Below are 22094 nucleotides of genomic sequence, written 5' to 3'. Positions count from 1 at the left end.
TAACAGTTGCACAGAAGTTAACGTTAACGTAAAATGTAATAATCAAGTGAAGGGAGGAATAAACATGTATAAAATTGATGAAGTAACAAAGCAAGTTGGTTTGACAAAACGTACACTTCGTTATTATGAGGAAATTGGTTTAATTCATCCCCCTGAACGTAGTGAGGGGAACATTCGCCTGTATACAGACGGGGATATCGCCAGAATTAAAAAAATTGTGGAAGCGAAAGAAGTGTTAGGAATTACGCTTCAAGAGATGCAGCATTTTTTATCGTTAAAAGAAAGAATGGAGCAAAGAAGAAGTAGTGAAAATCCTCGTGACCGTGAAGTGATTCAAGAAATTAAAGAGATGCTTGAACAACAAGTGCAAACGCTAGACGAAAAAATGGAGCAAATGCAACGTGTAAAGGCAGAACTCGAAGATAGTTTACATCGTGCAGTAACATTTTTAGAGAACACAAAAGGAGAGTAATCAAAATGGAGAGCAAACAAAAACTAGGGAGATTGATTACAGTGGTGGCTACCTTCCTTGCCTTTTCGGGTATAGGGGTAGTTGACCCGATTTTGCCAATTATTGCTGAGAAAATCGGTGCAACGCATTGGCAAGTTGAAATGTTATTTACCGCTTATATTTTAACGATGGCAATCATGATGTTACCAGCTGGTATATTTGCATCGAGATTTGGTGATAAACGAATGATGACAATCGGCCTTGCAATTGTGACTGTATTTGCGTTTATATGCGGTATATCGCAAACGATTGCTCAATTATCTCTTTTCCGCGCTGGATGGGGATTAGGAAATGCGATGTTTTTTGCTACAGCAATGACGCTATTAATAGCATTAAGTAAAGAAGTTCATGAAGCAGTAGGATTATACGAAGCAGCTATCGGTTTAGGCATGGCTGGCGGACCATTATTAGGCGGGATATTAGGTGGTCATTCTTGGCGTTATCCGTTTTTCGCGACAAGTATTTTAATTTTCTTAGCATTTATTTTAGTATTCTTTTTTGTAAAAGAACCGGAGCGAAAAGTGAAGCGTAAGGCTGCTGGGGTAGGGGAATTACTTAACCTGGTGAAGTATAAACCGTTTATGCAAGGTGCGATTTCAGGAATGTTATACTACTACGGATTTTTCGTTGTGTTAGCATATTCACCACTTATTATGCATTTATCAGCTATTCAATTAGGCTTTGTATTTTGCGGATGGGGGCTCGCGTTAGCTTACGGTTCTGCAATTTTAGCACATAAGCTAGAAGGGAAATATGAACCAAAAACATTATTAAAGGGTAGTTTACTCGTATTTGCGATTTTCTTAATTGCACTATTCTTTGTGAAAATTATGTGGTTACAAATTACTCTTATCGTTTTATCAGGATTGGCATCTGGCTTAAACAATGCATTATATACAAGTTATGTAATGGATATTTCACCTTATGAAAGATCTGTTACGTCAGGTGTTTATAACTTTGTTCGTTGGCTAGGTGGTGCGATTGCTCCAATTTTATCAGGAATTATCGGTCATACTGTTTCACCACAAAGTCCGTTTTTAGTAGGTGGAATTGTTGTGTTAGTTGGTTGTATTATGATCCTAATTCCAATTCGTAAACCAGTAGAAATAGAGACAAAAGCCCTTTCTTAAGAAAGGGTTTTCTTTCCTTTTACGGTGCAAACCCTTTCCGCACATATGTTAGAACCCTCTGACTAAAATATATTTTCGGTATTTTTGTACTTTTAACTATACATTTTGGATGTTTTGTTTTATTTTTGTTAGGGGACATTAATGATGTCCCTATTATAAATTTGCATTGAAAGGCGTGATTGTACGATGGAACTATGGTTCACTGAAAAACAAACAAAACATTTTGGGATTACGGCGCGTATTAACCGCACATTACATACGGAGCAAACAGAATTCCAAAAACTAGATATGGTTGAAACGGAAGAGTTCGGAAACATGCTTATTTTAGATGGCATGGTTATGACAACAGAAAAGGACGAGTTCGTTTATCACGAAATGGTAGCGCACGTACCTTTATTTACACATCCAAATCCTGAGAACGTATTAGTTGTTGGCGGCGGCGATGGCGGTGTTATTCGCGAAGTGTTAAAACACCCAAGTGTAAAGAAAGCAACTCTTGTTGAAATCGATGGAAAAGTAATTGAGTACTCTAAACAATACTTACCATCAATTGCAGGCGCATTAGATAATGAGCGTGTAGAAGTAAAAGTAGGAGACGGTTTCCTACATATCGCAGAAAGCGAAAATGAATACGATGTAATTATGGTAGATTCTACTGAGCCAGTAGGACCAGCAGTAAACCTATTTACAAAAGGCTTCTACGCTGGAATTTCAAAAGCGTTAAAAGAAGATGGTATTTTCGTTGCACAAACGGACAACCCTTGGTTTACACCAGAACTAATTACAACTGTGTTTAAAGACGTAAAAGAGATCTTCCCAATTACTCGTTTATACACAGCAAACATTCCAACTTACCCAAGTGGTCTTTGGACGTTCACAATTGGATCTAAAAAACATGATCCATTAGAAGTAAGTGAAGAGCGTTTCCACGAAATCGAAACGAAATACTACACAAAAGAATTACACAATGCAGCATTCGCATTACCGAAATTTGTTGGCGATTTAATTAAGTAAGAGAATTGTATCAAACAAATAAAGTGTAAGTAGCTCATTTAAGGTGTTTGTCCAGAAGACTTGAACATGCTAGCTACTTACACTTCTGTAGAGAAAATCGTCTTCTTGTTGTTAAAAAGAAGACCCGGTAAATCGAGAAAGAGGAGCAATTCGCTCCAAATTTGAGAAATAGTGAAAGGTTGGGATACCTTAAGTTCCACATAAGGAGGAAAAGAATATGCGTTTTGATGAAGCTTATTCAGGTAAAGTATTTATTAAAAGTCATCCAAGTTTTGAAGAGTCAAAGGTAGTTATTTATGGGATGCCTATGGATTGGACAGTAAGTTACCGTCCGGGATCTCGTTTTGGCCCTGCACGTATTCGTGAAGTATCAATCGGTCTTGAAGAATATAGCCCGTATTTAGATCGTGAACTAGAAGAGGTAAAATATTTTGATGCGGGTGATATCCCATTACCATTTGGAAACGCACAACGCAGCTTAGACATGATTGAAGAGTATGTATCAAAACTTTTAGATGCCGATAAGTTTCCACTAGGTCTCGGCGGTGAGCACCTAGTGTCTTGGCCAATTTTTAAGGCAATGGCAAAAAAATATCCGGATTTAGCAATCATCCACATGGATGCTCATACTGATTTACGTGAATCGTATGAAGGGGAGCCTTTATCCCACTCTACACCAATTCGTAAAGTGTGTGATTTAATTGGTCCGGAAAACGTATATTCTTTCGGAATTCGTTCTGGAATGAAGGAAGAATTTGAATGGGCGAAAGAAGTAGGTATGAACTTATACAAATTTGACGTATTAGAACCGTTAAAAGAAGTATTACCGAAACTTGCTGGCCGCCCAGTTTATGTCACAATCGACATTGATGTATTGGACCCAGCTCACGCTCCAGGAACAGGAACGTTAGAAGCTGGCGGTATCACATCTAAAGAATTATTAGATTCCATCGTAGCAATTGCAAATTCAAATATAAATGTAGTTGGAGCAGACTTAGTAGAAGTAGCTCCAGTCTACGACCATAGTGATCAAACACCAGTCGCAGCAAGCAAATTCGTGCGGGAAATGCTGCTCGGTTGGGTGAAATAAAAGTGAAGCCGACTGTTTAGACCCGGTGACTAAGGTTCTTTCCTGCAAAAGGTGCTTTTTACCTTTTGGCAGGGAAGGTTCTTAGACGCAAGGGTCTAGGAGGCGTAACTGGATAAAATAAAAGCGGAAGCGGCTCGCTCAGAATGTGAGGGGGATGGAGCTTCAGACGTAGAGGCGCTTTTTGCCTCGAAGGAAGAAGCGAAGCCACCGATCATTCTAGCTGCTGCAGCTAGATAAAGTAAGAGCCCTCTATATGATTAGAGGGCTCTTACTTTGTCGTTATGTGTCGGTAAGTCGATATATTAAAAAAATCGCTGATATATTTAAAAAACCGCCGATATAATTTCATTTACCATTATGCAACACAAAAAAGAGCTATTCTCAAACGATGGGAATAGCTCTTTTTTTATGCAACCTTCTCTTCCGAAGTAACTCCGCGAATTTCATCAGCAGAGCGGATTGGATATTTACGGAACACAATAGATCCAATGTATCCGACAATAGTGGTAACGATTCCACATAGTACGGCAGCGATCGTTACTTTTATAACGTCATTAAATCCGAATAGGACAAGAAGACCTGGAATTGGTGATGCTGTTCCTGGTGCATTATTAACAAGTTGGAATAGCGATGTAATAATACCGGCAAGTGCACCGCCAACGAAATTTGTCATATAGATAGGAATTGGATTTGCTGAGACAACATCGGCTTGTGTTAAAGGTTCGATTGCTACAGCAATTGTATCTTTCTTTGAACAAATTTTTAATCGTTTAAAGAAAATAAAGTTCATCGGGGCTGAGGCCGCAACGGCAAGACTACCAATCGCCATTGGTAAACCTGTTAATCCAAGCATTGCAGTTAGTGCCATAGAACTCAGTGGAGAGGTAGAAATAACTGTTATTAATCCACCAAGCATAATACCCATAATGATAGGACTTTCTGTAGTTGCAACTGAAATCATAGAACCGATTTTACCGAGTGTTGCGTTAACGAGCGGATCCATAAGCATTGCCATTCCGCGTGAGATTGGTGCAGCGATAAATAGGATTGCTAAAAATTCCACGCCAGCTGGTAATTTCTTTTCGAGAAATTTCACGACGAAAGCACAAACGTATCCAGCGAAAAATCCTGGTAAAATACCGAATCCACTAGTAGCGATACCAATTAAAACAGCGTATACGGGGGAAACACCGATTGCTAATGCGACTAAAATCGCTGCTGCGACACCGCTCATACTACCGGAAGCTTCTCCTACTGATTGTAAAAAGTCATTATGAAACATTTCTCCACCTATATAACGGTGAAATGCTTCAATAAGAAAACTTGCGATTGCTGCATTAGCTAAAGCACCCATCGCCTTCATTCCATAAGGCGCACGGTAACTAAAAAGTGTAAATAGACAAAGTACAACAAGTAATAGTGCTAAACCTTGCAAGATAGCCATTTGAAAACTGTCTCCTTTGATTTTTGTAATAAAAATTCGTATCATTCAATAATAATATAAAAGTGTATGAAACGGAAAAATTTTTTCTTGGGAACTTGCTGTAAGAAAAAATCCCTTACAATAATGTAAGGAAAGTGTAAGACTTTTAGATAGAGTATAGTATGCTCTTTTCCGTATAATACAAGTATAGATATAATACTAGTGAGAAAGAAGTGCAAACAGGAGGTTCATGTATGAAATTGGTAATTAAAGTTTTAGCTGTATTCGCCATTATTCTAGGTGGAACAGCGTATTATTTGAACACAAAAACAGAAGGTGTACATGCTTTTGTAGACAACTTCTTTTCAAATAAAGAAATACAAGATTATTATGCGGTTATAGATAAAGGTGAGAAAAAAGACGGAGAATACTTGTATACTTTTAAAGGGTATACAGAAGACGGAAAGTTACAGATCATTAAAAGAATGATGAACCGTGAATTGCATACGGGGGCGTTTATAAAAATTTATGCAAAAGGTATGCAAGGAAAAGGATGGGCTGAAATCCCGAAAGAATCTATTCCACAAAAAGCGTTGGAAAAAATAGAAAAACCATAAAAGGAGCGACTCATTCGCTCCTTTTTTAGTGCGTTAAAATAGTGATAGATGTTTTTTCCTTGTTAGAAATAATTTTTGCACGTCCACCAATTGGGAAAGTGAAAATCGGGGTTGTATGCCCGAAACTTGCGTTTGCAATGATAGGAATATGTGCAAGTTCAGGTTTTGAAGCAATCATTTCTTGAATGTCTTCTATCGTACATTCTGCACCTTTTTGCATCTTTCCTATAACGATTCCCTTTATGTATTCAAAATCTTGCTGCTGCATAAGGGAATGTAAATAACGATCAAAAGTTTTAAGAGTAGATGTTCCAGTTAAACTATCTTCTTCAATAAATAAAATTTTGTCCTTTAAATTTGGCATATATGGTGTGCCTTGCAGTAAGTTAAATGTGCTCATATTGCCACCGATAATATCTCCCGTAGCTTCTCCTTCCTGAATTGAAACGTATCCTTCATTTTTAATAAATTCTCGATTTTCCTGATCTATATACCAAGAATCATCGCTCCATGTTTCAGATGGCAGGACTTCAATAGGCTCATTAGAAGTTAAGCACTTTAAAAAGTAATCGGTTGTATACTCGAGCCCTTTCTCCATTCCAAAGGAAGAGAAATGGGGTCCTGAATATGTAACGAGCCCTGTTTTTGCGTAAATTGCATTATTTAAAGCAGTAATATCTGAATAACCACAGAAAAATTTCGGGTTTTTACGAATTAGATCATAATCGAGATGTTTCAATAAACCATTGGAGTTGTATCCGCCAAGTGTCGTCAAAATAGCTTTTACATTAGGGTCTCCAAATGCTTTATGGAGGTCTTGAATGCGGGAAGAAATAGAAGAGGAAGCAAATCGATCTATCTCATCGGCATATTTTGAGAATGTAACTTGAAAGCCCATGTCGGTTAATCTTTTTATAGCAAGTTTTTTATTTTCATTTGAAACAATACTTAAACTACACGATGGTGAAATCACTCGTATTTCATCACCCTTTTTTAACTTTGTTGGTATCACTATACTCACCTCTTTAATTGAAAGAATATTTAGATTTAAAAAATATTTTATCATATGAAATAAAGTAGAAGTGAATTATTTTTTGAAATGGAGTTTTCCTGATTTTTCAGCAGACAGACAGAGTCTTTTTTTGATATGATAGGAAAAGTGATTTATTATAAGTAGTATTTAATATCTATAACATTTGAAAGGTGTGCAAGACGTGGAGAAACAACTTGCAGGCTTGCCGGTACACGTTCATTTCGTAACAGAAATCCGTGAAGGGGCGAGGAAGGAAACCGTTGCTTTTGAAGCAAATGGTCAATACTATGTAAAAGGTCAAGGTACATATGTAACATTCCAGGAGCCGAACGAACAAGGCGAAGTGAAAACAATTATTAAAATTCAAGATGAACAAGTTCTCATTATGCGTTCAGGTGCTGTTTCTATGCGTCAGACGCATGTGAAAGGTGAATGGACAACTGGTACGTATACGAGTGAACTTGGTACGTTTGCATTGCAAACAAAGACTGATAACGTTCTTTTTAAATGGTCGGATGAAAAGAAAAAAGGACAACTCTTCTTAACTTACGCATTGCTTCTAAGTGAACAAGAAGCTGGCAGATATACTATTACAATTAATTTGAAGGAGGCAAAATAATGAATTCCTTAGAACAAGTAAAAGGATTGATTAAAGAAGAAATTCAGGCTGCTGTATTAAAGGCAGAATTAGCGACAGAAGAACAGATTCCAAACGTTGTATTAGAATCTCCAAAAGATAAAACAAATGGTGACTTCTCTACAAATATGGCAATGCAACTTGCACGCGTTGCGAAAAAAGCACCTCGTATGATTGCAGAAGAACTAGTTGCAAATTTCGATAAAGCAAAAGCTTCTATTGAAAAAATCGAAATCGCTGGTCCTGGTTTTATTAACTTCTATATGGATAATAGCTACTTAACAGATTTAATTCCAACAATCGTAAACGCTGGTGAAGCTTACGGTGAAACGAATACTGGTAAAGGTGAAAAAGTACAAGTTGAGTTCGTATCTGCGAATCCAACAGGTGACCTTCACTTAGGGCATGCACGTGGTGCGGCAGTAGGTGATACTTTATGTAACCTATTAGCAAAAGCAGGCTACGATGTATCTCGTGAGTACTACATTAATGATGCTGGTAACCAAATTCATAACTTAGCTCTTTCTGTTGAAGCTCGTTACATGCAAGCTTTAGGCTTAGATAAAGAAATGCCAGAAGACGGTTACCATGGTGCGGATATCATTGGAATCGGTAAACGTTTAGCTGAAGAATTCGGCGATCGTTATGCGAAAGCTGATGAAAAAGAAAGCTATGAATTCTACCGTGAGTACGGTTTAAAATATGAATTAGCAAAACTTCAAAAAGACTTAGAAAGCTTCCGTGTTAAATTTGATGTATGGTTCTCAGAAACATCACTATACAAAAACGGAAAAATCGATCAAGCTCTTGCCGTATTAAAAGAGCGCGAAGAGATCTTTGAAGAAGATGGAGCAACTTGGTTCCGTTCAATGACTTACGGTGACGATAAAAACCGTGTATTAATTAAAAACGATGGTTCTTACACATACTTAACGCCAGATATCGCGTATCACCGTGATAAATTAGAGCGTGGTTTTGATAAGTTAATCAACATTTGGGGTGCTGACCACCACGGTTACATTCCTCGTATGAAGGCTGCTATTCAAGCACTTGGTTACGATAAAGAAACACTTGAAGTAGAAATCATCCAAATGGTACAACTGTATCAAAACGGTGAAAAAATGAAGATGAGTAAGCGTACGGGTAAAGCAGTTACACTTCGTGAGCTTATGGAAGAAGTAGGCGTGGACGCAATGCGTTACTTCTTCGCAATGCGTAGCGGTGATTCTCATTTAGACTTCGATATGGACTTAGCTGTATCAAAATCTAATGAAAACCCAGTATACTATGCACAATATGCTCATGCTCGTGTATGCAGTATCCTTCGTCAAGGTGAAGAGTTAGGATTAGCTACAGGCGGAGATGTGAACTACAAGCTTGTTACTTCTGAGAAAGAAGTAGAGTTACTGAAAAAACTTGGTGAATTCCCAGCTGTAGTTGCAGATGCAGCACAAAAACGTCTGCCACACCGTATTACAAACTATGCATTTGAATTAGCAGCAACATTACACAGCTTCTACAATGCAGAAAAAGTATTAAACCAAGATAACTTAGAATTAAGTAAAGCTCGTTACGAGTTAATGAAGGCAGTACGCACTACACTTCAAAATGCATTAGCAATCGTAGGAGTATCTGCACCAGAAAAAATGTAATGAAGAAAAGCGGAAGCGGCTCGTTTAGAATAGGAGGCAGAGCTGGACATAAAGAAAAACGGAAGCGGACTTTCGTTTTTAAATAAAAGGCAATCACACGATGTTGTGATTGCCTTTTTATGTGGAGATAATAAAAAAATAAAATTTTATCAAACAAAAGAGGAATTTGCGTCGTCTTATATAAATGACAGGAGGCTTATGATGGAAGAAAAGATAGAAGAATTAATTGATATATATAAGCAGCAAATATATTCCTTATGCTATAAGTTAGCGAAAACGAAAGAAGATGCGGAAGATATTTTTCAAGAGACGTGGATAAAGGTTTTTTCATCAAGGCACCAACTTTCTTATGTGGATAATTATAAAAAGTGGATTACTACAATTTGCGTTCGTACATTTTATGACTTTTACCGCAAGAAGAAAAGATGGAAAGATCGCGTATTAGATTTATTTCATAAAGAAGATGGTGGAGAAGTAGAGTTTGTAGATGATGTGAATATATCAGAGGAAATCATTCAAAAGGTAGAAGCGGAAATGATATGGGAAGTTATACATTTATTAAATGAAAAATATAAAACGGTACTCGTACTCTATTACTATGAACAATATTCTTACAAGGAAATGAGTGAAATATTAAATATACCGATTGGTACGGTAAAGTATCGGCTTAATTATGGGAAAAAGAAAATGCGAGAACATTTGGAGGGGTTCGTTCATGAAGGAAGATAAATTTGAACAGAAAATAAAGAGCAGTTTAGCAGGAGAGATAATTCCAAGCGAAGAGCTAATCAATAACACGAAGCAGAGTGTGCGAAAGGCTCAGAAGTTAGAGAAGAGGTGGCTAATTAGTATTCATGCCATTTGGATTGTTTTGTTAACAATTGTTATAGAACAATTTATCACTCATTTGGATCATAAAATTCCTATGCTGATAGCAAGTGTGATTATGATGCACGTATACGTTCCGATATATGTTGTAATACAGTCATTTTTAAAGAAGGAGTATAAATTACATGATAGAGTTCGCTAATCCATTTGTAGTATTTGAGATAGCTGGGATTACAATGTTTTTGGCTTTTATAGCACTTTTAATATGTGTTGGGTCATGGGTATATACAGATGCTAAAGCACATCAAATGAGCAAAGGATGGAGTATTTTAGCAGTTATATTACCATTCTTTATTGGTTTTTTATTATATATGGCAAGAAGAAGTAAAAAGAAGGTTGAAGGAGAACGTAAGGTGAATTTTGTTAAAAAACAGAAAGTAACATTAGTTGCGATATTGGCAAGCACAATGTTTGTATTACTTAGTGGTTTTACTTTTGCACAAACGTTAGATGATGCGTGGAGAGCCGGATATATATATTTAGCAAATGAGAGGCAAGGGAAAACAAGTTACAAGGCAAAATTCTCATCATGGGATATTGCCGGTAAGGATATTGAATTTCAGTATGAAAAGGATACAGAAGTGACATTTTCTTATGAGACAGATGCAAAACGAGGAAACTTATGTTTTAGTGTGTATGAAAGACAAGGAGAAGGTATAAAAGAGTTAAAGGAAATTTGTGAATCGAAAAAAGGTACTTTTACAGTTACTTTAAAAGCAAATGAAGAATATGTATTGAATATAAGCGGATTAAAAGTAAAAGATGGATTTGTAAAAGTGAATTGGGAAGAGAAATAAAAGGGTCCTATAAAGGACCTCTTTTCTATTGAATAGTATAAGTAACAGAAAAACTAACAGGACTATAGTAAACGTAAGGTGCATGAAATTGAACATACATATTGCCATCTGTTTTTGCAGTGAAAATTCGGCCGTAACCATCAGAATAACGTCCAATAAGGTTATGATTTGAGTCATAAACACTGTAACTAGGAGTTTTGCTGTTAGGATGAATTGTTAGTTCTTGTCCTTTTTGAAGGAAAATAGGTTCTTGTTCAGAACTACCTCCAGTTTGCAAAGAATAAAATTTTGTAAAGCTTTGTTCTTGAGCGGCAGCAGCGACTTTTGTTTCAGGAATAAACGCAGTAGCTCCAGTAATTCCTGCTAAAGTTAATGCACCTGCTAAAATCATTTTTTTCATAATAGAAAAAGCCTCCTTATTAGTTGTAATCAGTTTTGTTACAGTTAATATTGTATACGATAATGGGTAGGATAAAATATGCTTTTATGCATATATATTTTTTCTCAATAAAATACCACTGATAAAATCAGTGGTATTTTAAATGATTAAGCAGCTTTCTGTTCAGTTTGAGGAACAGGTTTTTGAAGCGAGTTATAAACTCCTGTTCCGATAACGTCTAATGCCATTCTCATTCGTTCAGGTGAAATGTTTTCTAATACGTTATCTTGAGGTGTATGGTATACCTTCTCAATATGATAGATTAATGGATTCCAACTATCGACACCCATCCAAATGAATAGAGCAGCAGGAATACCAGCTTCAGCAAATGGAACATGATCACTAGAACCGAATTTACCTTGTAGGATGAGGTTATTATTTAGTTGTTTACCTGCTTGCAAGGCAGCGTCTGTTACAAAGTTTGTAGAGCCATCAGGTGTCATAGCATATAAATTCTTTGCTTTATCATAATTTGTTGCAACCATGTCGGCGTTAAAGACACCTAAAATACGGTCGCGTTCTTTTTGGGATAGACTATTCACGTAATAATCCGAACCAAGTAATCCAGTTTCTTCAGAACCAAAGGTAATAAAGCGAATTTCTTTATCAGTTTCTACATTTTGAAAAGCACGAGCTAGTTCTAATACTAATCCAGTTCCAGAAGCATTATCATTTGCGCCAGGTGCTCCGACAACACTATCATAGTGCGAACTTACAACGACTGCTTTTTCATTACCTGTACTCTTTTTTGGTTTCTTTTTGGCGATAACATTTAGAGATGTTAATTTAGATTCATGTCTCGCTTTTAGGGAAAGAATTGTTGTCCCTTTTTTAGCGATTTCTTCTTTAAATGCATTTCCTTGCGCATAAGCAAGACCAAAGACAGGGATAGATTGCTTTTTCGTTAGGCGGGGATTGAAGGTTTGTCCATAATTTCCGCGCCCGCCAATTAAACTGTATAAAAGAACACCTTTTGCACCTTTGCTAACAGCATTTTCAACTTGTTTATTATAGTCGGTAACTGTCGTTCCTCTTTCAAATAAAACAATTTTACCGTTTACTTCATTTGGAATATCTTCTAATTTTGTCCCACCTTCAACAAAGATAAGGGGAGCTGTAACAGCTTCTGTAGAAATTAGTGCATTAGGAGCAGCACCAGCTTGCCAATTACGTTTTGTTGATAGTGGTGATTCAATGAATCCAACGTATTGATCGGGCACCTGAAATGGTTGATATTCTACGTCATAGCCCATTGATTTAAGCTGCATACCAATGTAACGAGAAGCCCATTCTTCGGATTTTGTTCCACCGGGGCGAGGACCAATTGTTTCAGATAAGAAACGAACATGTTCAATCGCGCGGTTTGGATCAATCTGTTTTGTAATAGATGGAGTTTGTGTAACCTCTGACGTGGAATCCGCTTTTGCTTGCCCAATTGGAGCTAAGCTAACAGCAAGTGATACAGCAAGCAAAGAGCTTACTATTTTTTGTTTCAATGATTTTCTCATTTTTTCCTCTCCTATTCTTCTATTCTCTCTGACTGACAAAAGAAGACGGATAATGACTTTATTTTACCTTCACACCTTTTGTTTTTCAATATTCTGACATTGAGAAATAAAAAAACGATATATGCATATTTGCATATTTTTGAGGGAGATATGTATGCTATCATTTTAAACGAAGGTTCGCTTTCTACTCTGAAAGCTCCTACATTGCATGAATCTAGTGTACCCAAACTTTAGATTATGTAGAGGAATGGAACCACTGTAGGGTTTCATTTCTCATGTTTGAATCAGTTGATGGTAATTATGTTTCCGCATTTCATAATTATTATCAGTGATATATGTAAGGCATCCATATGAAAATAAGAGGCTGTTCAAAGGTTTTCCGTACTTTTGGGCAGCCTCACCCCGTTAAAAGGACGATACTTTATGTATCGTCCTTTTTGTATAAAAAAACATCCAATCAATTGAGAGATTGATTGGATGTGAAAAAATTATTAATAATTTTTTTTGCGTTTTGTAGCTAAAATACTTAATAATCCAGCTAGTAGAAGAACAATACCTACTGTTTGTGTAGGGTCTTCTTTATGACCTGTATTTGGAAGGTGCTTATCCGTATTTCGATCATCTTGCTGTTTGTTATCTGTTTTATTCGATGTTTCTTCGGAAGTTCCGTTTTCGTGTTTCTCAGGTGTTTCATTATTTTGTTCTTCAGAAGTTCCGTTTTCGTGTTTCTCAGATGTTTCATTGCCTTTGTTATCTTCTTTATTTGGAGGAGTAATTGGCTTGTCATCTCCACCTGAAGAAGATTCAATTTTTTTATTTGAAACTGTAATTTGTAGTGGCGTAGCTTGGGCTTTATCAATTGTAAAGTTTATTGGTGATGCATCTAATTGATAGCCTTTAGGAGCCTTTGTTTCTACTAATTGATAATTATCAGGTTTCAAATCATTTACGATTACTTTTCCGTGTTTATCTGTTTTTAAACCTTCTCGGATGACTTTTCCATCTTGGTCTAAAATATTGAAAATGGCACCTTCAAGTGTTCCATGGTGATCAATATCAACTTTAGTTAACTCAATTGAACCTGTTGTTAAACTATTTAAAGCTGTAACAGAGGTAACCTGAGATTGTCCTTTCGTAATTGTGAAAGGAATTGGTTTAACGTTTAAATCATAGCCAGTTGGAGCTTTCGTTTCAATGAACTGATAATCTCCCGGACGTAAATCAGAAACAGAAATCTTCCCATCTTTATCAGTAGTTAAATCAGTGCGAACAATTTTACCTTTCGCATCGATGATGTTAAACACTGCATCAGAAAGTTTTGTATCTGGATTTATATCATCCACTTTTATTAATTCTACAGCACCCTCAGTTAAGCTATTTGTAGCAGTAACTTGGAGCTTTTCTTTTTGGCTTTTCTTAATTGTAAACTTAATAGGTGTACTATCTAATTTATAGTGTTCAGGAGCTTTCGTTTCAATAAACTGATAGTCCCCAGGACGTAAATCAGAAACAGAAATTTTTCCAGGTACATCTGTTGTAAGCTCAGTGCGAATGTCGTTACCATTCATATCAGTAATTTTAAATATCGCATCTTTAAGAGCAGTACCATCTACATCATCTACTTTAGAAAGTTCCACAGTGCCTTTCGTTAAGCTATTTGTAGCTGTAACGGAGATAGGATCAGCTTGGCTCTTTGTGATTGTGAATGGAATTGGCTCTTTGTTTAAATCATAGTGTTTCGGAGCCGTTGTCTCGATGAATTGATAATCACCAGGACGTAGGTCAGAAACGCTAATTTTACCTTGTTGATTCGTAACAAGATCTTTGCGAATTACAGTGCCATTCATATCCACAATTTTAAATACTGCGCCTTCAAGAGTAGTGCCATCGACGTCATCCACTTTAGAAAGTTCCACGCCGCCTTTTGTTAAACTATTTTTCATAGTAACGGTAGCAATATCTTTTTGGCTTTTTTTAATTGTAAATATAATTGGTTTTTTGTCTAAATCATAGTGTTCAGGAGCCGTTATTTCAACGAATTGATACGTACCAGGACGTAAGTTTTCGATAACGATTTTACCTTCACTGTTTGTTTTTAAATCTGTTTTAAGTACTTTGCCATCTTGATCTAGTAAATGAAATACCGCATCGGCAAGTTTTGTTTGAGTGTTTAAATCATCAACTTTAAGTAATTCGATACTACCTTGTTTTAAGCTATTTGTAGCAGTTAAAGAAATAACTTTCTTCTGTCCTTTTTCAATAGTGAATTTGATTGGTGTTTCATCTAAAACGTAATGCTTAGGAGCTTTCGTTTCGATGAATTGGTAATCACCAGGACGTAGGTCGTTAATTTCGATTATTCCTTGTTCATTTGTAACAAGGTCTTTATGAACTACATAACCGTTCATATTAACAATTTTAAATACTGCATCTTTAAGGACAGTGCCATCAACATCGTCTACTTTAGAAAGTTTAACTGCACCCTTTGTTAAAGCATTTGTAGCAGTGATATGAAGAGTTTCAGTTTGGCTCTTTTTAATTGTAAATACGATAGGTTTTTTATCTAAATCGTAATGTTCAGGAGCAATTGTTTCAACGAATTGATACGTACCAGGACGTAGATTTTCAACAACAATTTTACCTTCAGCATTTGTTTTTAAGCCTTCTTCAACTAGCTCACCGTCTGCATCTAATAAATTAAATACGGCGTTAGAAAGTTTTGTATTTATATCAATATCGTCAATCTTTGTTAGTTCAACGCTACCTTTTTTTAAAGCATTTTTGCCTGTAACATTGATCTCTTTCGCTTGACTTCTTTCAATTGTAAATGGAATCGTTGTTTCATCTAATACATAGTGCTCAGGAGCTTTTGTTTCAATGAACTGATAGTCTCCAGGGTGTAAATCAGAAACAGAAATTTTTCCGTTTTTATCAGTAACAAGATTCGTATGAACTTCCTTACCATTCATATCCACAATCTTAAAGATTGCACCTTCGAGCATCGTACGATCGATGTCATCAATTTTTGTTAATGTTACCGCACCTTTCTTTAAACTGTTAGTAGCAGTAACAGTAATATTCTCTTTTTGACTTTTTTCGATAGTGAACGGAATAGGATCTTTGCTTAAGGTATAGTCTTTTGGAGCTTTTACTTCAATAAATTGATAGTCTCCAGGACGTAAATCAGAAGCAGTAATTTTACCGTTTTTATCAGTCGTTAAACCTTTTCTAATTACCTTTTTAGTATCATGAGCGTCCACGACTATAAATTCTGCACCTTCAAGAGTAGTGCCATCAACATCATCAACTTTTGTTAAAGTGACGCCACCTGTAAGTAAACTATTTTTTACAGTAACAGGGATAGGAAGATCTTCCTTACTACCTTTTTTAATTGTGAACTTAATAGGTGTTTTGTCTAATTTATAATGTTCAGGAGCTTTTGTTTCGATAAATTGATAATCCCCTGGTGCTAAATCAGGAATAACTAATACTCCGTGATCATCTGTTGTTAAATCTTTCATAATTTCTTTGCCAGTTGCGTCTTGCAATGTGAATACAGCGCCGGCAAGAGCTTTACTACTTTCCACATCATCTTCTTTAATAAGTTTAACTTTTCCTTTCGTTAAACTATTTTTAAATGTAAGTGGAAGGAGTTTTTGTTGTCCTTTTTCGATTGTAAATTCAATTGGTTCTACATTTACATCGTAATAAGTTGGAGCCTTTGTTTCGATAAGTTTATAGTTACCAGGACGTAAGTCATCTACAACTAGCATTCCTTTACTATTCGTAACAAGGTCCGTACGAACATCTTCATTAGTATCTCTATTAACGATTTTAAATACTGCACCTTCAAGTGTTTCCTTTTCATCTGCAGCATTCACTTTTGTTAACTCAATACCGCCTTTTGTTAAGCTGTTTTTAGCGGTAACAGTAGCCTGAGTTGTTTGACTTTCTGTAATCGTAAATTTAATTGGTTTTGTATTTTTGTCGTAATACTTCGGTGCTGTTACTTCGATAAATTTATAATCGCCAGGGCGTAAGCCAGTAGCGATAGCTTTACCATCCGCACCAGTTTTTATATTTTCGCGAATGACTTTCTTTTCATCATTTGCATCAACAATTTTAAATACAGCACCTTCAAGAGCTGTACCATCGACATCATCAACTTTTGTTAATTCAACATCTCCTGGTTTTAAAGCATTTTCAGCTTTCACAAGTAGAGTTTCTTTCTGACTTCTATCGATTGTAAATTCAATAGGTTCTGCTCGTAAAACGTAATGTTCAGGAGCAGCTATTTCAATGAATTTATACGTACCAGGACGTAGGTTACTAACTTTAACTTTACCGTGTTTATCAGTAGTTAAGTTAGTGTGAGGGGAAACGTCATTATTATTTGTATCGACAAGCTTGAATACTGCACCTTCAAGTGGTTTTTTCTCACCAAACTCATCAACTTTTAATAATTCAACTTCGCCCGTTTTTAAGCTGTTATTTGCCGTAACAGTAGCAAGAGCTTGTTGGCTTTTATCAATTGTAAACTCGATAGGGTTTGTACTTAACGTATAATCCTTAGGAGCTTCTGTTTCGATAAATTTATAAACACCAGGCTCTAGATCTTTAACGGTAACTTTTCCATCTGAACCTGTTTTTATATTTTCACGAATTACTTGTTTCTCGTCATTCGCATCGACAATTTTAAATACAGCACCTTCAAGGGCAGTGCCATCGACATCATCGACTTTCGTTAAAGTGACACCACCTTTAATGAGGTGATTTGTCGCGGTAACAGTAAGTGCTTTCTGTTGGCTTTTATCAATTGTAAATTTAAGCGGTTTTTTATCTATTTCATAATGTTCAGGTGCTTTCTCTTCAACAAATTGGTACTCTCCAGGAAGTAAATTTTTCGCTTCGATTTGTCCGTTACCATTTGTCGTTAATTTGGTATAACCAGGAATTCTTTTGTTATTTTGGTCCCGTACACTAAATACAGCACCTTCTAAAGTATTACCCTCTTTATCAACTTTTGTTAGGATAGCTGAGCCTCTAATTAAGCTGTTTTGGGCCGTTTTATTAATTACTGTTGTTTGATCTTCCTCGATTGTAAATTCAATAAGTCGATCATCTAATTGATAATGCTCAGGAGCCTTTATTTCTTTTAAGTAGTAAGTTCCTGATTTTAAATTATCTACAGTAATTTGTCCTTTATCATTTGTTGTTAATTTTTCGTGTTCTGAAATTATTTTTTTGTCTTTATCAAGTAGTGTGAAAACGGCACCTTGCAGTGTGACGTTTTTATTCAGGTCATCAGACTTTGTTAAAACTACTTTACCGACAAATTTCTTATTTGCAAGTTTATATGTTGTAGTCTCTTGTGAACCAAGTTCAACAATTTTTCCCTGTTTTAAATCCCAGCTAATTACATAGCCCTCAGGAGCTTTTGTTTCTTTTAATAAATATTTATCGCGTTTTAAGTTATTAAATTTAGCGATACCATCTTTGTCTGTTGTAATTTTACGGATAACAGTTTTACCTGTACGATCGTATAAAGTAAATTCTGCCCCAGCTAATAGTGCGTTCTTATTGTCGTTATCTACCTTTATAATTTCAAGGTTTCCACGGCCTTTAGTAGCAGATCCTCCGCCTGAACCAGAAGACATTCTCACTTCAATCGTTTCAGTAGTTTCTGTGTTTTTAACTGTCAACTTATTGCCTGTGATTTTCGCTTTATTACTTACTTTTTCTTTATCATCTGCATTAATAAGTGAGCGATATTCTAAAATATAAGCTCGATCAATTTTTTTCAAGAAGGCAATTTCGAAATGTTGCTTTCCGGTATTATTGTCTGTTGTTATTTTGAGTTTATAGTCTGTTCCTTCTTTTAATTCATTTACTGTATCTTTTGTTAAATTTCCATATGGATCAACAGTTGTAGGATATAAGTGGAATGAATCTTCCACAATTACCTGATTTTCGGTTGGGTCATCTGTTACAACGGCATCTGCAATGGTTGATTGGCTTTCGTTAATTGCGATACTCCAATTAATATAGTTGTCGTCTTGCACAGCTTTTTTAGTAACGAAGCTGCCACCTTTATTTACTTGAGTGTCACCTGTAAGGGTGTTTACAATTTTAGAGCCATCTTTTAAATCTGCCTCGTTTTTGTAGGTACCTTGGATAAGTTCACCATCAAGGCTTGTTTTAAAGATAATATAGTAAGGTGAATTAATTGATTGTTTGAAATGAACCTTTAGGGTGTTTTTATTTTCCTCTGTAGGTTCTTCAAGTTCATATTTCTCAGTTGGTACAGCATTACCAGGTTGTGCATTATCAGGATTTCCATTTAAAATCATATCGCGCACTTCAATGGATCCAGGCACTAACTTTTGTTTATCTTGTATGACGTCTATAACATAAGGATCTTTAATCCCGACATTATTATAGTTAAAGCCTATTATCCAAGTAATTTCCTTCGTTTGGGCGTTATAAGAACCGTATTTATAACCATTTGCCTTTGTGAAAGTATCAGGATCGAAATTAGCTTCAACTTTATTTGATTGTGGATTAGAATCCGTATCTATCCAAGAAAGGTTAACTGTATTTTTAAATGAAGTTTTACCACTTTCTAGCTTTGTATAATCAAAGTCTGTCGTATATTTTACGACTAATGTCTTTGTCATATTAGACTGATACGTACCTATAAGAGTGATTTTGAAGCCTTTATCTGTTACATCTAAAACATAGTCAGTCCCAGCTTGAAGGGTATAATTTCCGTCTTTAATTTCTAGTTTCTTATCTTTTAATTGTAATCCACCATGATCAAAGGTGTCCGTAATAATCGCGTTGTTTAATGGATAGTTGTTATTATTTACTATAATTGTCCAAGTTGTTGTTTTGTCTTTATAATTTGTTTCAGCTTTATTATTAGATTTAATAATATTTTGCTGCTTGAAGCTAGCTTCATTTTCTTTACTTGAATCATTATCAGCTGTAACTTTATTTTTTACTTTTCCATCTTCTATAACTTTATTAGTTGGCTTGGTTTTATAGGTAATCACATAAGCACTATTAATATCATCATTAAACTGTAAATCGAATCCATTCTTCTTGTTACTTACAGTGTAATTATTAACAGCGTCTCCTGTTACAAGCGTTCCTTTTTCATTATATGAAGCGTTTTTTACAACAATAGAATTTGCATCTAGTTCGTGTGTATCGTCAAAAATATCTTTTAAAATCGCATCTGCTTTTTTGATCTCTCTTTGATCACCATTGTAAGTAATTGTCCACTCAATTGTTTGCGTCTTTGGATCATATTTACTTGTTTTATTTAAGTGTGTACCACGAGAAACCGTTACAGTAGAGCTTGCGTTTTGTTGCTTTTGATTATCACTCGTTATCGTAACGTTATTTCGGAAACTTTTAATATTTTCATCAGTAATTTTTGTGGTATATTCGATTTGATATGCTTTATTGATAGAATCTTTGAAAGCAATCTCCAATTTTGAACCATCTGATGAAATAATATTGTAATCTGTTGGCTCAGCTTCTGCACCACGCGTTACATTCCCATTAACATCAACTTCTAAATAATAAACTTTAATAGAATCTTTATTTAAGTTTGTACCTTGTGGAATGTTATCTTTAAAAATAGCGTTTTTAAGGGTGTCTTGCGTTTTGTTCATCTCTACTTTCCAATTAATTTCATTTGTATTAATTGGTCTATCAGGTAATCCTTTTTTATTCGTAGCTGTTTGTACATTAGGCTTAAAGTCAACTGTAATAGAAACATCCTTATCTTTAATCGGGAAAGGAATTTCTTGTGTTGTTGTACCTTTAATTTCAGCTTTATTAAATTCTGTCTTTAATTGTAGGTTACCAGCAACATCTGGATGCTCTTCAACATAATCGTTGAATGTCATCGTGACTTTTCCATCTTTTGTAACAGTAAAATTACCAATTTGATGGTTTTCACTATCATATAAAGGACTGTTAATTGTATTGTAAATCTTAAAATGTTTAGGAAGATCAAAAATATAGTAATCTCCATTTTTCACATTCATTGATTTTAAAAGTTCCCATGTAAACTCAATATTGGCAGGGGAATCTGTACTTGGACGGTTATCCTCTGTAAATGGTTTTCCGTCTTTATCCGTCAACTTTACACCGGTTAAAATGTTTGTTGTTATTTGCTTTGGACCTGAATTTGTATTCTCAGCAGGGCCGCTTGATAGCTTTTGTTCTGGATTGTCAGTAGCAATTTTAGCTGCTGGGTTTTGTTCCAGATTATCAGTGGCAGTTTTAGCTGCTGGGTTTTGTTCCGGATTATCAGTGGCAGTTTTAGCTGCTGGGTTTTGTTTCGGATTATCGGTAACAGTTTTAGTTGCTGGGTTTTGTTCCGGATTATCAGTAACAGTTTTAGTTGCTGGATCTTGCTCCGGATTGTCAGTAACAGGTTTAGCTACTGGATCTTGCGCTTGTTTATTAGTATCCTGTTTGGTGCCATCTTCTTTAGAGTTTTCTACTTGAACAGGAACTGATATAGGCTGAACCATTGTTCCTAAAGGAAAAGCGATTTGAACTGATTTTTCCCCAGTTTTTAAAGTTGAGTTAAACACGGTATCAACTTTAATTTTTCCTTTAGCGTCTTTCAAATTTTCTACTTGATCATTAAATATTAATTTTAATTTATTATCTTTAGCTGTTATAAAATATTGACCAATATTTTTTTGATCTGTTACTAAATCCCCTTGCAAATCTTTAGATACTTTTAATGCAAGTGGTATTTGAACTACTGCTGTATCATTTGCGTGTGCAACTTGTTGATCCTTTATTGACCAAGCGTATTCTACTTGAATGGTTGATCCTATCTTTATTAAATTGTTAGGATTTTTTGCTTCGTCAATAATATGATTCGTCGCATCTTTCATTTCAACAGTGTCAAATAAGGAATCTCCTGTTAAGGTTTCCGCTCTTACTTGATTGTATGGAAAACTAGCAAGTTGCGAAAATAGTACGAATACAATTAAACATACATTAAAAAGTTTTTTCATTTTTCCTCCTCTGAACATTCATTTGTCCATTGGGGACTTATTCCACATGAACAAATGGAATATTAAAAGTATTTGTTATAAGCTATTTATTTTTGTTATCCCTCCGTTTCTATACGCGTTCTCAGACAAACAAGATTATGTTCAAAGTAAAATTGTTTAACGTAAAACAAAATGTATATTTACACAGTTCTGTGGAAATATACACAATTCGACAAAAAATGTCGAAAAAAATACTGATATAAAGAATGATATCAGACCTTTATATGTGAGATAGTTTTCATGTATATCTAGTAAAAAAGAATGGT

General features: G+C 35.4%; 15 protein-coding genes. 10 read left to right on the top strand and 5 right to left on the bottom strand.

Annotation, left to right across the window (positions count from 1 at the left end; translation table 11 throughout):
- Window positions 1–64 precede the first annotated feature (64 nt).
- The 4 genes from NST86_RS27535 to speB all read left to right on the top strand — a co-directional run bounded on the left by NST86_RS27535 (window position 65) and on the right by speB (window position 3745).
- Window positions 65–472: a MerR family transcriptional regulator gene (locus NST86_RS27535; protein ID WP_061664282.1), complete on the top strand. Its 408-nt coding sequence runs from the start codon at window positions 65–67 to the stop codon at window positions 470–472.
- Window positions 473–477: 5 nt separating this feature from the next.
- Entirely contained in the window at window positions 478–1641 is a 1164-nt protein-coding gene (locus tag NST86_RS27530) for an MFS transporter (RefSeq protein ID WP_000444233.1), read from the top strand.
- A gap of 186 nt (window positions 1642–1827) precedes the next feature.
- Complete coding sequence (speE, locus tag NST86_RS27525; protein ID WP_000424696.1) at window positions 1828–2655, top strand: polyamine aminopropyltransferase; 828 nt, start codon at window positions 1828–1830, stop codon at window positions 2653–2655.
- A gap of 217 nt (window positions 2656–2872) precedes the next feature.
- Window positions 2873–3745 carry an agmatinase gene (gene speB / locus NST86_RS27520; protein WP_001209831.1) on the top strand — a complete coding sequence of 291 codons (873 nt, stop codon included), beginning with the start codon at window positions 2873–2875 and terminating at the stop codon, window positions 3743–3745.
- A gap of 406 nt (window positions 3746–4151) precedes the next feature.
- Here speB and NST86_RS27515 read toward each other — a convergent pair whose 3' ends face one another.
- Window positions 4152–5189, bottom strand: a complete 1038-nt coding sequence (locus NST86_RS27515; protein WP_000996328.1) for a PTS sugar transporter subunit IIC — start codon at window positions 5187–5189, stop codon at window positions 4152–4154.
- A gap of 233 nt (window positions 5190–5422) precedes the next feature.
- Here NST86_RS27515 and NST86_RS27510 point away from each other — a divergent pair, with 233 nt between their 5' ends.
- Window positions 5423–5785, top strand: a complete 363-nt coding sequence (locus NST86_RS27510) for a YxeA family protein (protein WP_000779920.1) — start codon at window positions 5423–5425, stop codon at window positions 5783–5785.
- Window positions 5786–5810: 25 nt separating this feature from the next.
- Here NST86_RS27510 and NST86_RS27505 read toward each other — a convergent pair whose 3' ends face one another.
- Window positions 5811–6797, bottom strand: a complete 987-nt coding sequence (locus tag NST86_RS27505; RefSeq protein WP_000613233.1) for a S66 family peptidase — start codon at window positions 6795–6797, stop codon at window positions 5811–5813.
- A 202-nt stretch (window positions 6798–6999) separates the two neighbouring features.
- Here NST86_RS27505 and NST86_RS27500 point away from each other — a divergent pair, with 202 nt between their 5' ends.
- The 5 genes from NST86_RS27500 to NST86_RS27480 all read left to right on the top strand — a co-directional run bounded on the left by NST86_RS27500 (window position 7000) and on the right by NST86_RS27480 (window position 10792).
- Window positions 7000–7437, top strand: a complete 438-nt coding sequence (locus tag NST86_RS27500; RefSeq protein WP_000414867.1) for a DUF1934 domain-containing protein — start codon at window positions 7000–7002, stop codon at window positions 7435–7437.
- The gene (gene argS, locus NST86_RS27495; protein WP_001086447.1) at window positions 7437–9107 is read left to right on the top strand and encodes an arginine--tRNA ligase; all 1671 of its coding nucleotides are present in this window, start codon (window positions 7437–7439) and stop codon (window positions 9105–9107) included. The genes NST86_RS27500 and argS overlap by 1 nt, the downstream gene beginning before the upstream one ends.
- 201 nt (window positions 9108–9308) lie before the next feature.
- Window positions 9309–9836, top strand: coding sequence for an RNA polymerase sigma factor (locus tag NST86_RS27490; RefSeq protein ID WP_142238204.1), 528 nt, complete (start codon window positions 9309–9311; stop codon window positions 9834–9836).
- Window positions 9823–10137 (top strand): hypothetical protein, encoded by a 315-nt coding sequence (locus tag NST86_RS27485; RefSeq protein WP_016118954.1) that lies wholly within the window; start codon window positions 9823–9825, stop codon window positions 10135–10137. Before NST86_RS27490 ends, NST86_RS27485 begins: the two co-directional genes overlap by 14 nt.
- Window positions 10121–10792, top strand: a complete 672-nt coding sequence (locus NST86_RS27480; RefSeq protein ID WP_227593357.1) for an anti-sigma factor — start codon at window positions 10121–10123, stop codon at window positions 10790–10792. Before NST86_RS27485 ends, NST86_RS27480 begins: the two co-directional genes overlap by 17 nt.
- Window positions 10793–10817: 25 nt before the next feature.
- Here the strand turns inward: NST86_RS27480 and NST86_RS27475 are convergent, their stop codons facing one another.
- The 3 genes from NST86_RS27475 to NST86_RS27465 all read right to left on the bottom strand — a co-directional run bounded on the left by NST86_RS27475 (window position 10818) and on the right by NST86_RS27465 (window position 21789).
- Window positions 10818–11192 (bottom strand): hypothetical protein, encoded by a 375-nt coding sequence (locus tag NST86_RS27475; RefSeq protein ID WP_000738221.1) that lies wholly within the window; start codon window positions 11190–11192, stop codon window positions 10818–10820.
- Between the two features lie 146 nt (window positions 11193–11338).
- Window positions 11339–12739 (bottom strand): M28 family metallopeptidase, encoded by a 1401-nt coding sequence (locus NST86_RS27470; RefSeq protein ID WP_001232213.1) that lies wholly within the window; start codon window positions 12737–12739, stop codon window positions 11339–11341.
- Window positions 12740–13230: 491 nt separating this feature from the next.
- A complete protein-coding gene (locus NST86_RS27465; protein ID WP_227593358.1) occupies window positions 13231–21789 on the bottom strand; it encodes a SpaA isopeptide-forming pilin-related protein in 8559 nt (2852 codons plus the stop codon).
- Window positions 21790–22094: the final 305 nt, after the last annotated feature.

The sequence above is a fragment of the Bacillus sp. FSL L8-0199 genome (assembly GCF_038005705.1).
Taxonomy (GTDB): domain Bacteria; phylum Bacillota; class Bacilli; order Bacillales; family Bacillaceae_G; genus Bacillus_A; species Bacillus_A cereus.
The sequence above is the reverse complement of the archived record's forward strand: the minus strand, read 5'-3'. Positions and strand labels throughout refer to the sequence as shown.

Excerpts from the sequence above, each read along its gene's own strand:
- NST86_RS27530 (WP_000444233.1), top strand. The coding sequence starts at position 478 with ATGGAGAGCAAACAAAAACTAGGGAGATTGATTACAGTGGTGGCTACC.
- NST86_RS27465 (WP_227593358.1), bottom strand. The coding sequence starts at position 21,789 with ATGAAAAAACTTTTTAATGTATGTTTAATTGTATTCGTACTATTTTCG.
- NST86_RS27535 (WP_061664282.1), top strand. The coding sequence starts at position 65 with ATGTATAAAATTGATGAAGTAACAAAGCAAGTTGGTTTGACAAAACGT.
- NST86_RS27485 (WP_016118954.1), top strand. The coding sequence starts at position 9,823 with ATGAAGGAAGATAAATTTGAACAGAAAATAAAGAGCAGTTTAGCAGGA.
- NST86_RS27480 (WP_227593357.1), top strand. The coding sequence starts at position 10,121 with ATGATAGAGTTCGCTAATCCATTTGTAGTATTTGAGATAGCTGGGATT.
- NST86_RS27515 (WP_000996328.1), bottom strand. The coding sequence starts at position 5,189 with ATGGCTATCTTGCAAGGTTTAGCACTATTACTTGTTGTACTTTGTCTA.
- speB (WP_001209831.1), top strand. The coding sequence starts at position 2,873 with ATGCGTTTTGATGAAGCTTATTCAGGTAAAGTATTTATTAAAAGTCAT.
- NST86_RS27510 (WP_000779920.1), top strand. The coding sequence starts at position 5,423 with ATGAAATTGGTAATTAAAGTTTTAGCTGTATTCGCCATTATTCTAGGT.
- argS (WP_001086447.1), top strand. The coding sequence starts at position 7,437 with ATGAATTCCTTAGAACAAGTAAAAGGATTGATTAAAGAAGAAATTCAG.
- NST86_RS27475 (WP_000738221.1), bottom strand. The coding sequence starts at position 11,192 with ATGAAAAAAATGATTTTAGCAGGTGCATTAACTTTAGCAGGAATTACT.
- NST86_RS27490 (WP_142238204.1), top strand. The coding sequence starts at position 9,309 with ATGGAAGAAAAGATAGAAGAATTAATTGATATATATAAGCAGCAAATA.
- NST86_RS27470 (WP_001232213.1), bottom strand. The coding sequence starts at position 12,739 with ATGAGAAAATCATTGAAACAAAAAATAGTAAGCTCTTTGCTTGCTGTA.
- speE (WP_000424696.1), top strand. The coding sequence starts at position 1,828 with ATGGAACTATGGTTCACTGAAAAACAAACAAAACATTTTGGGATTACG.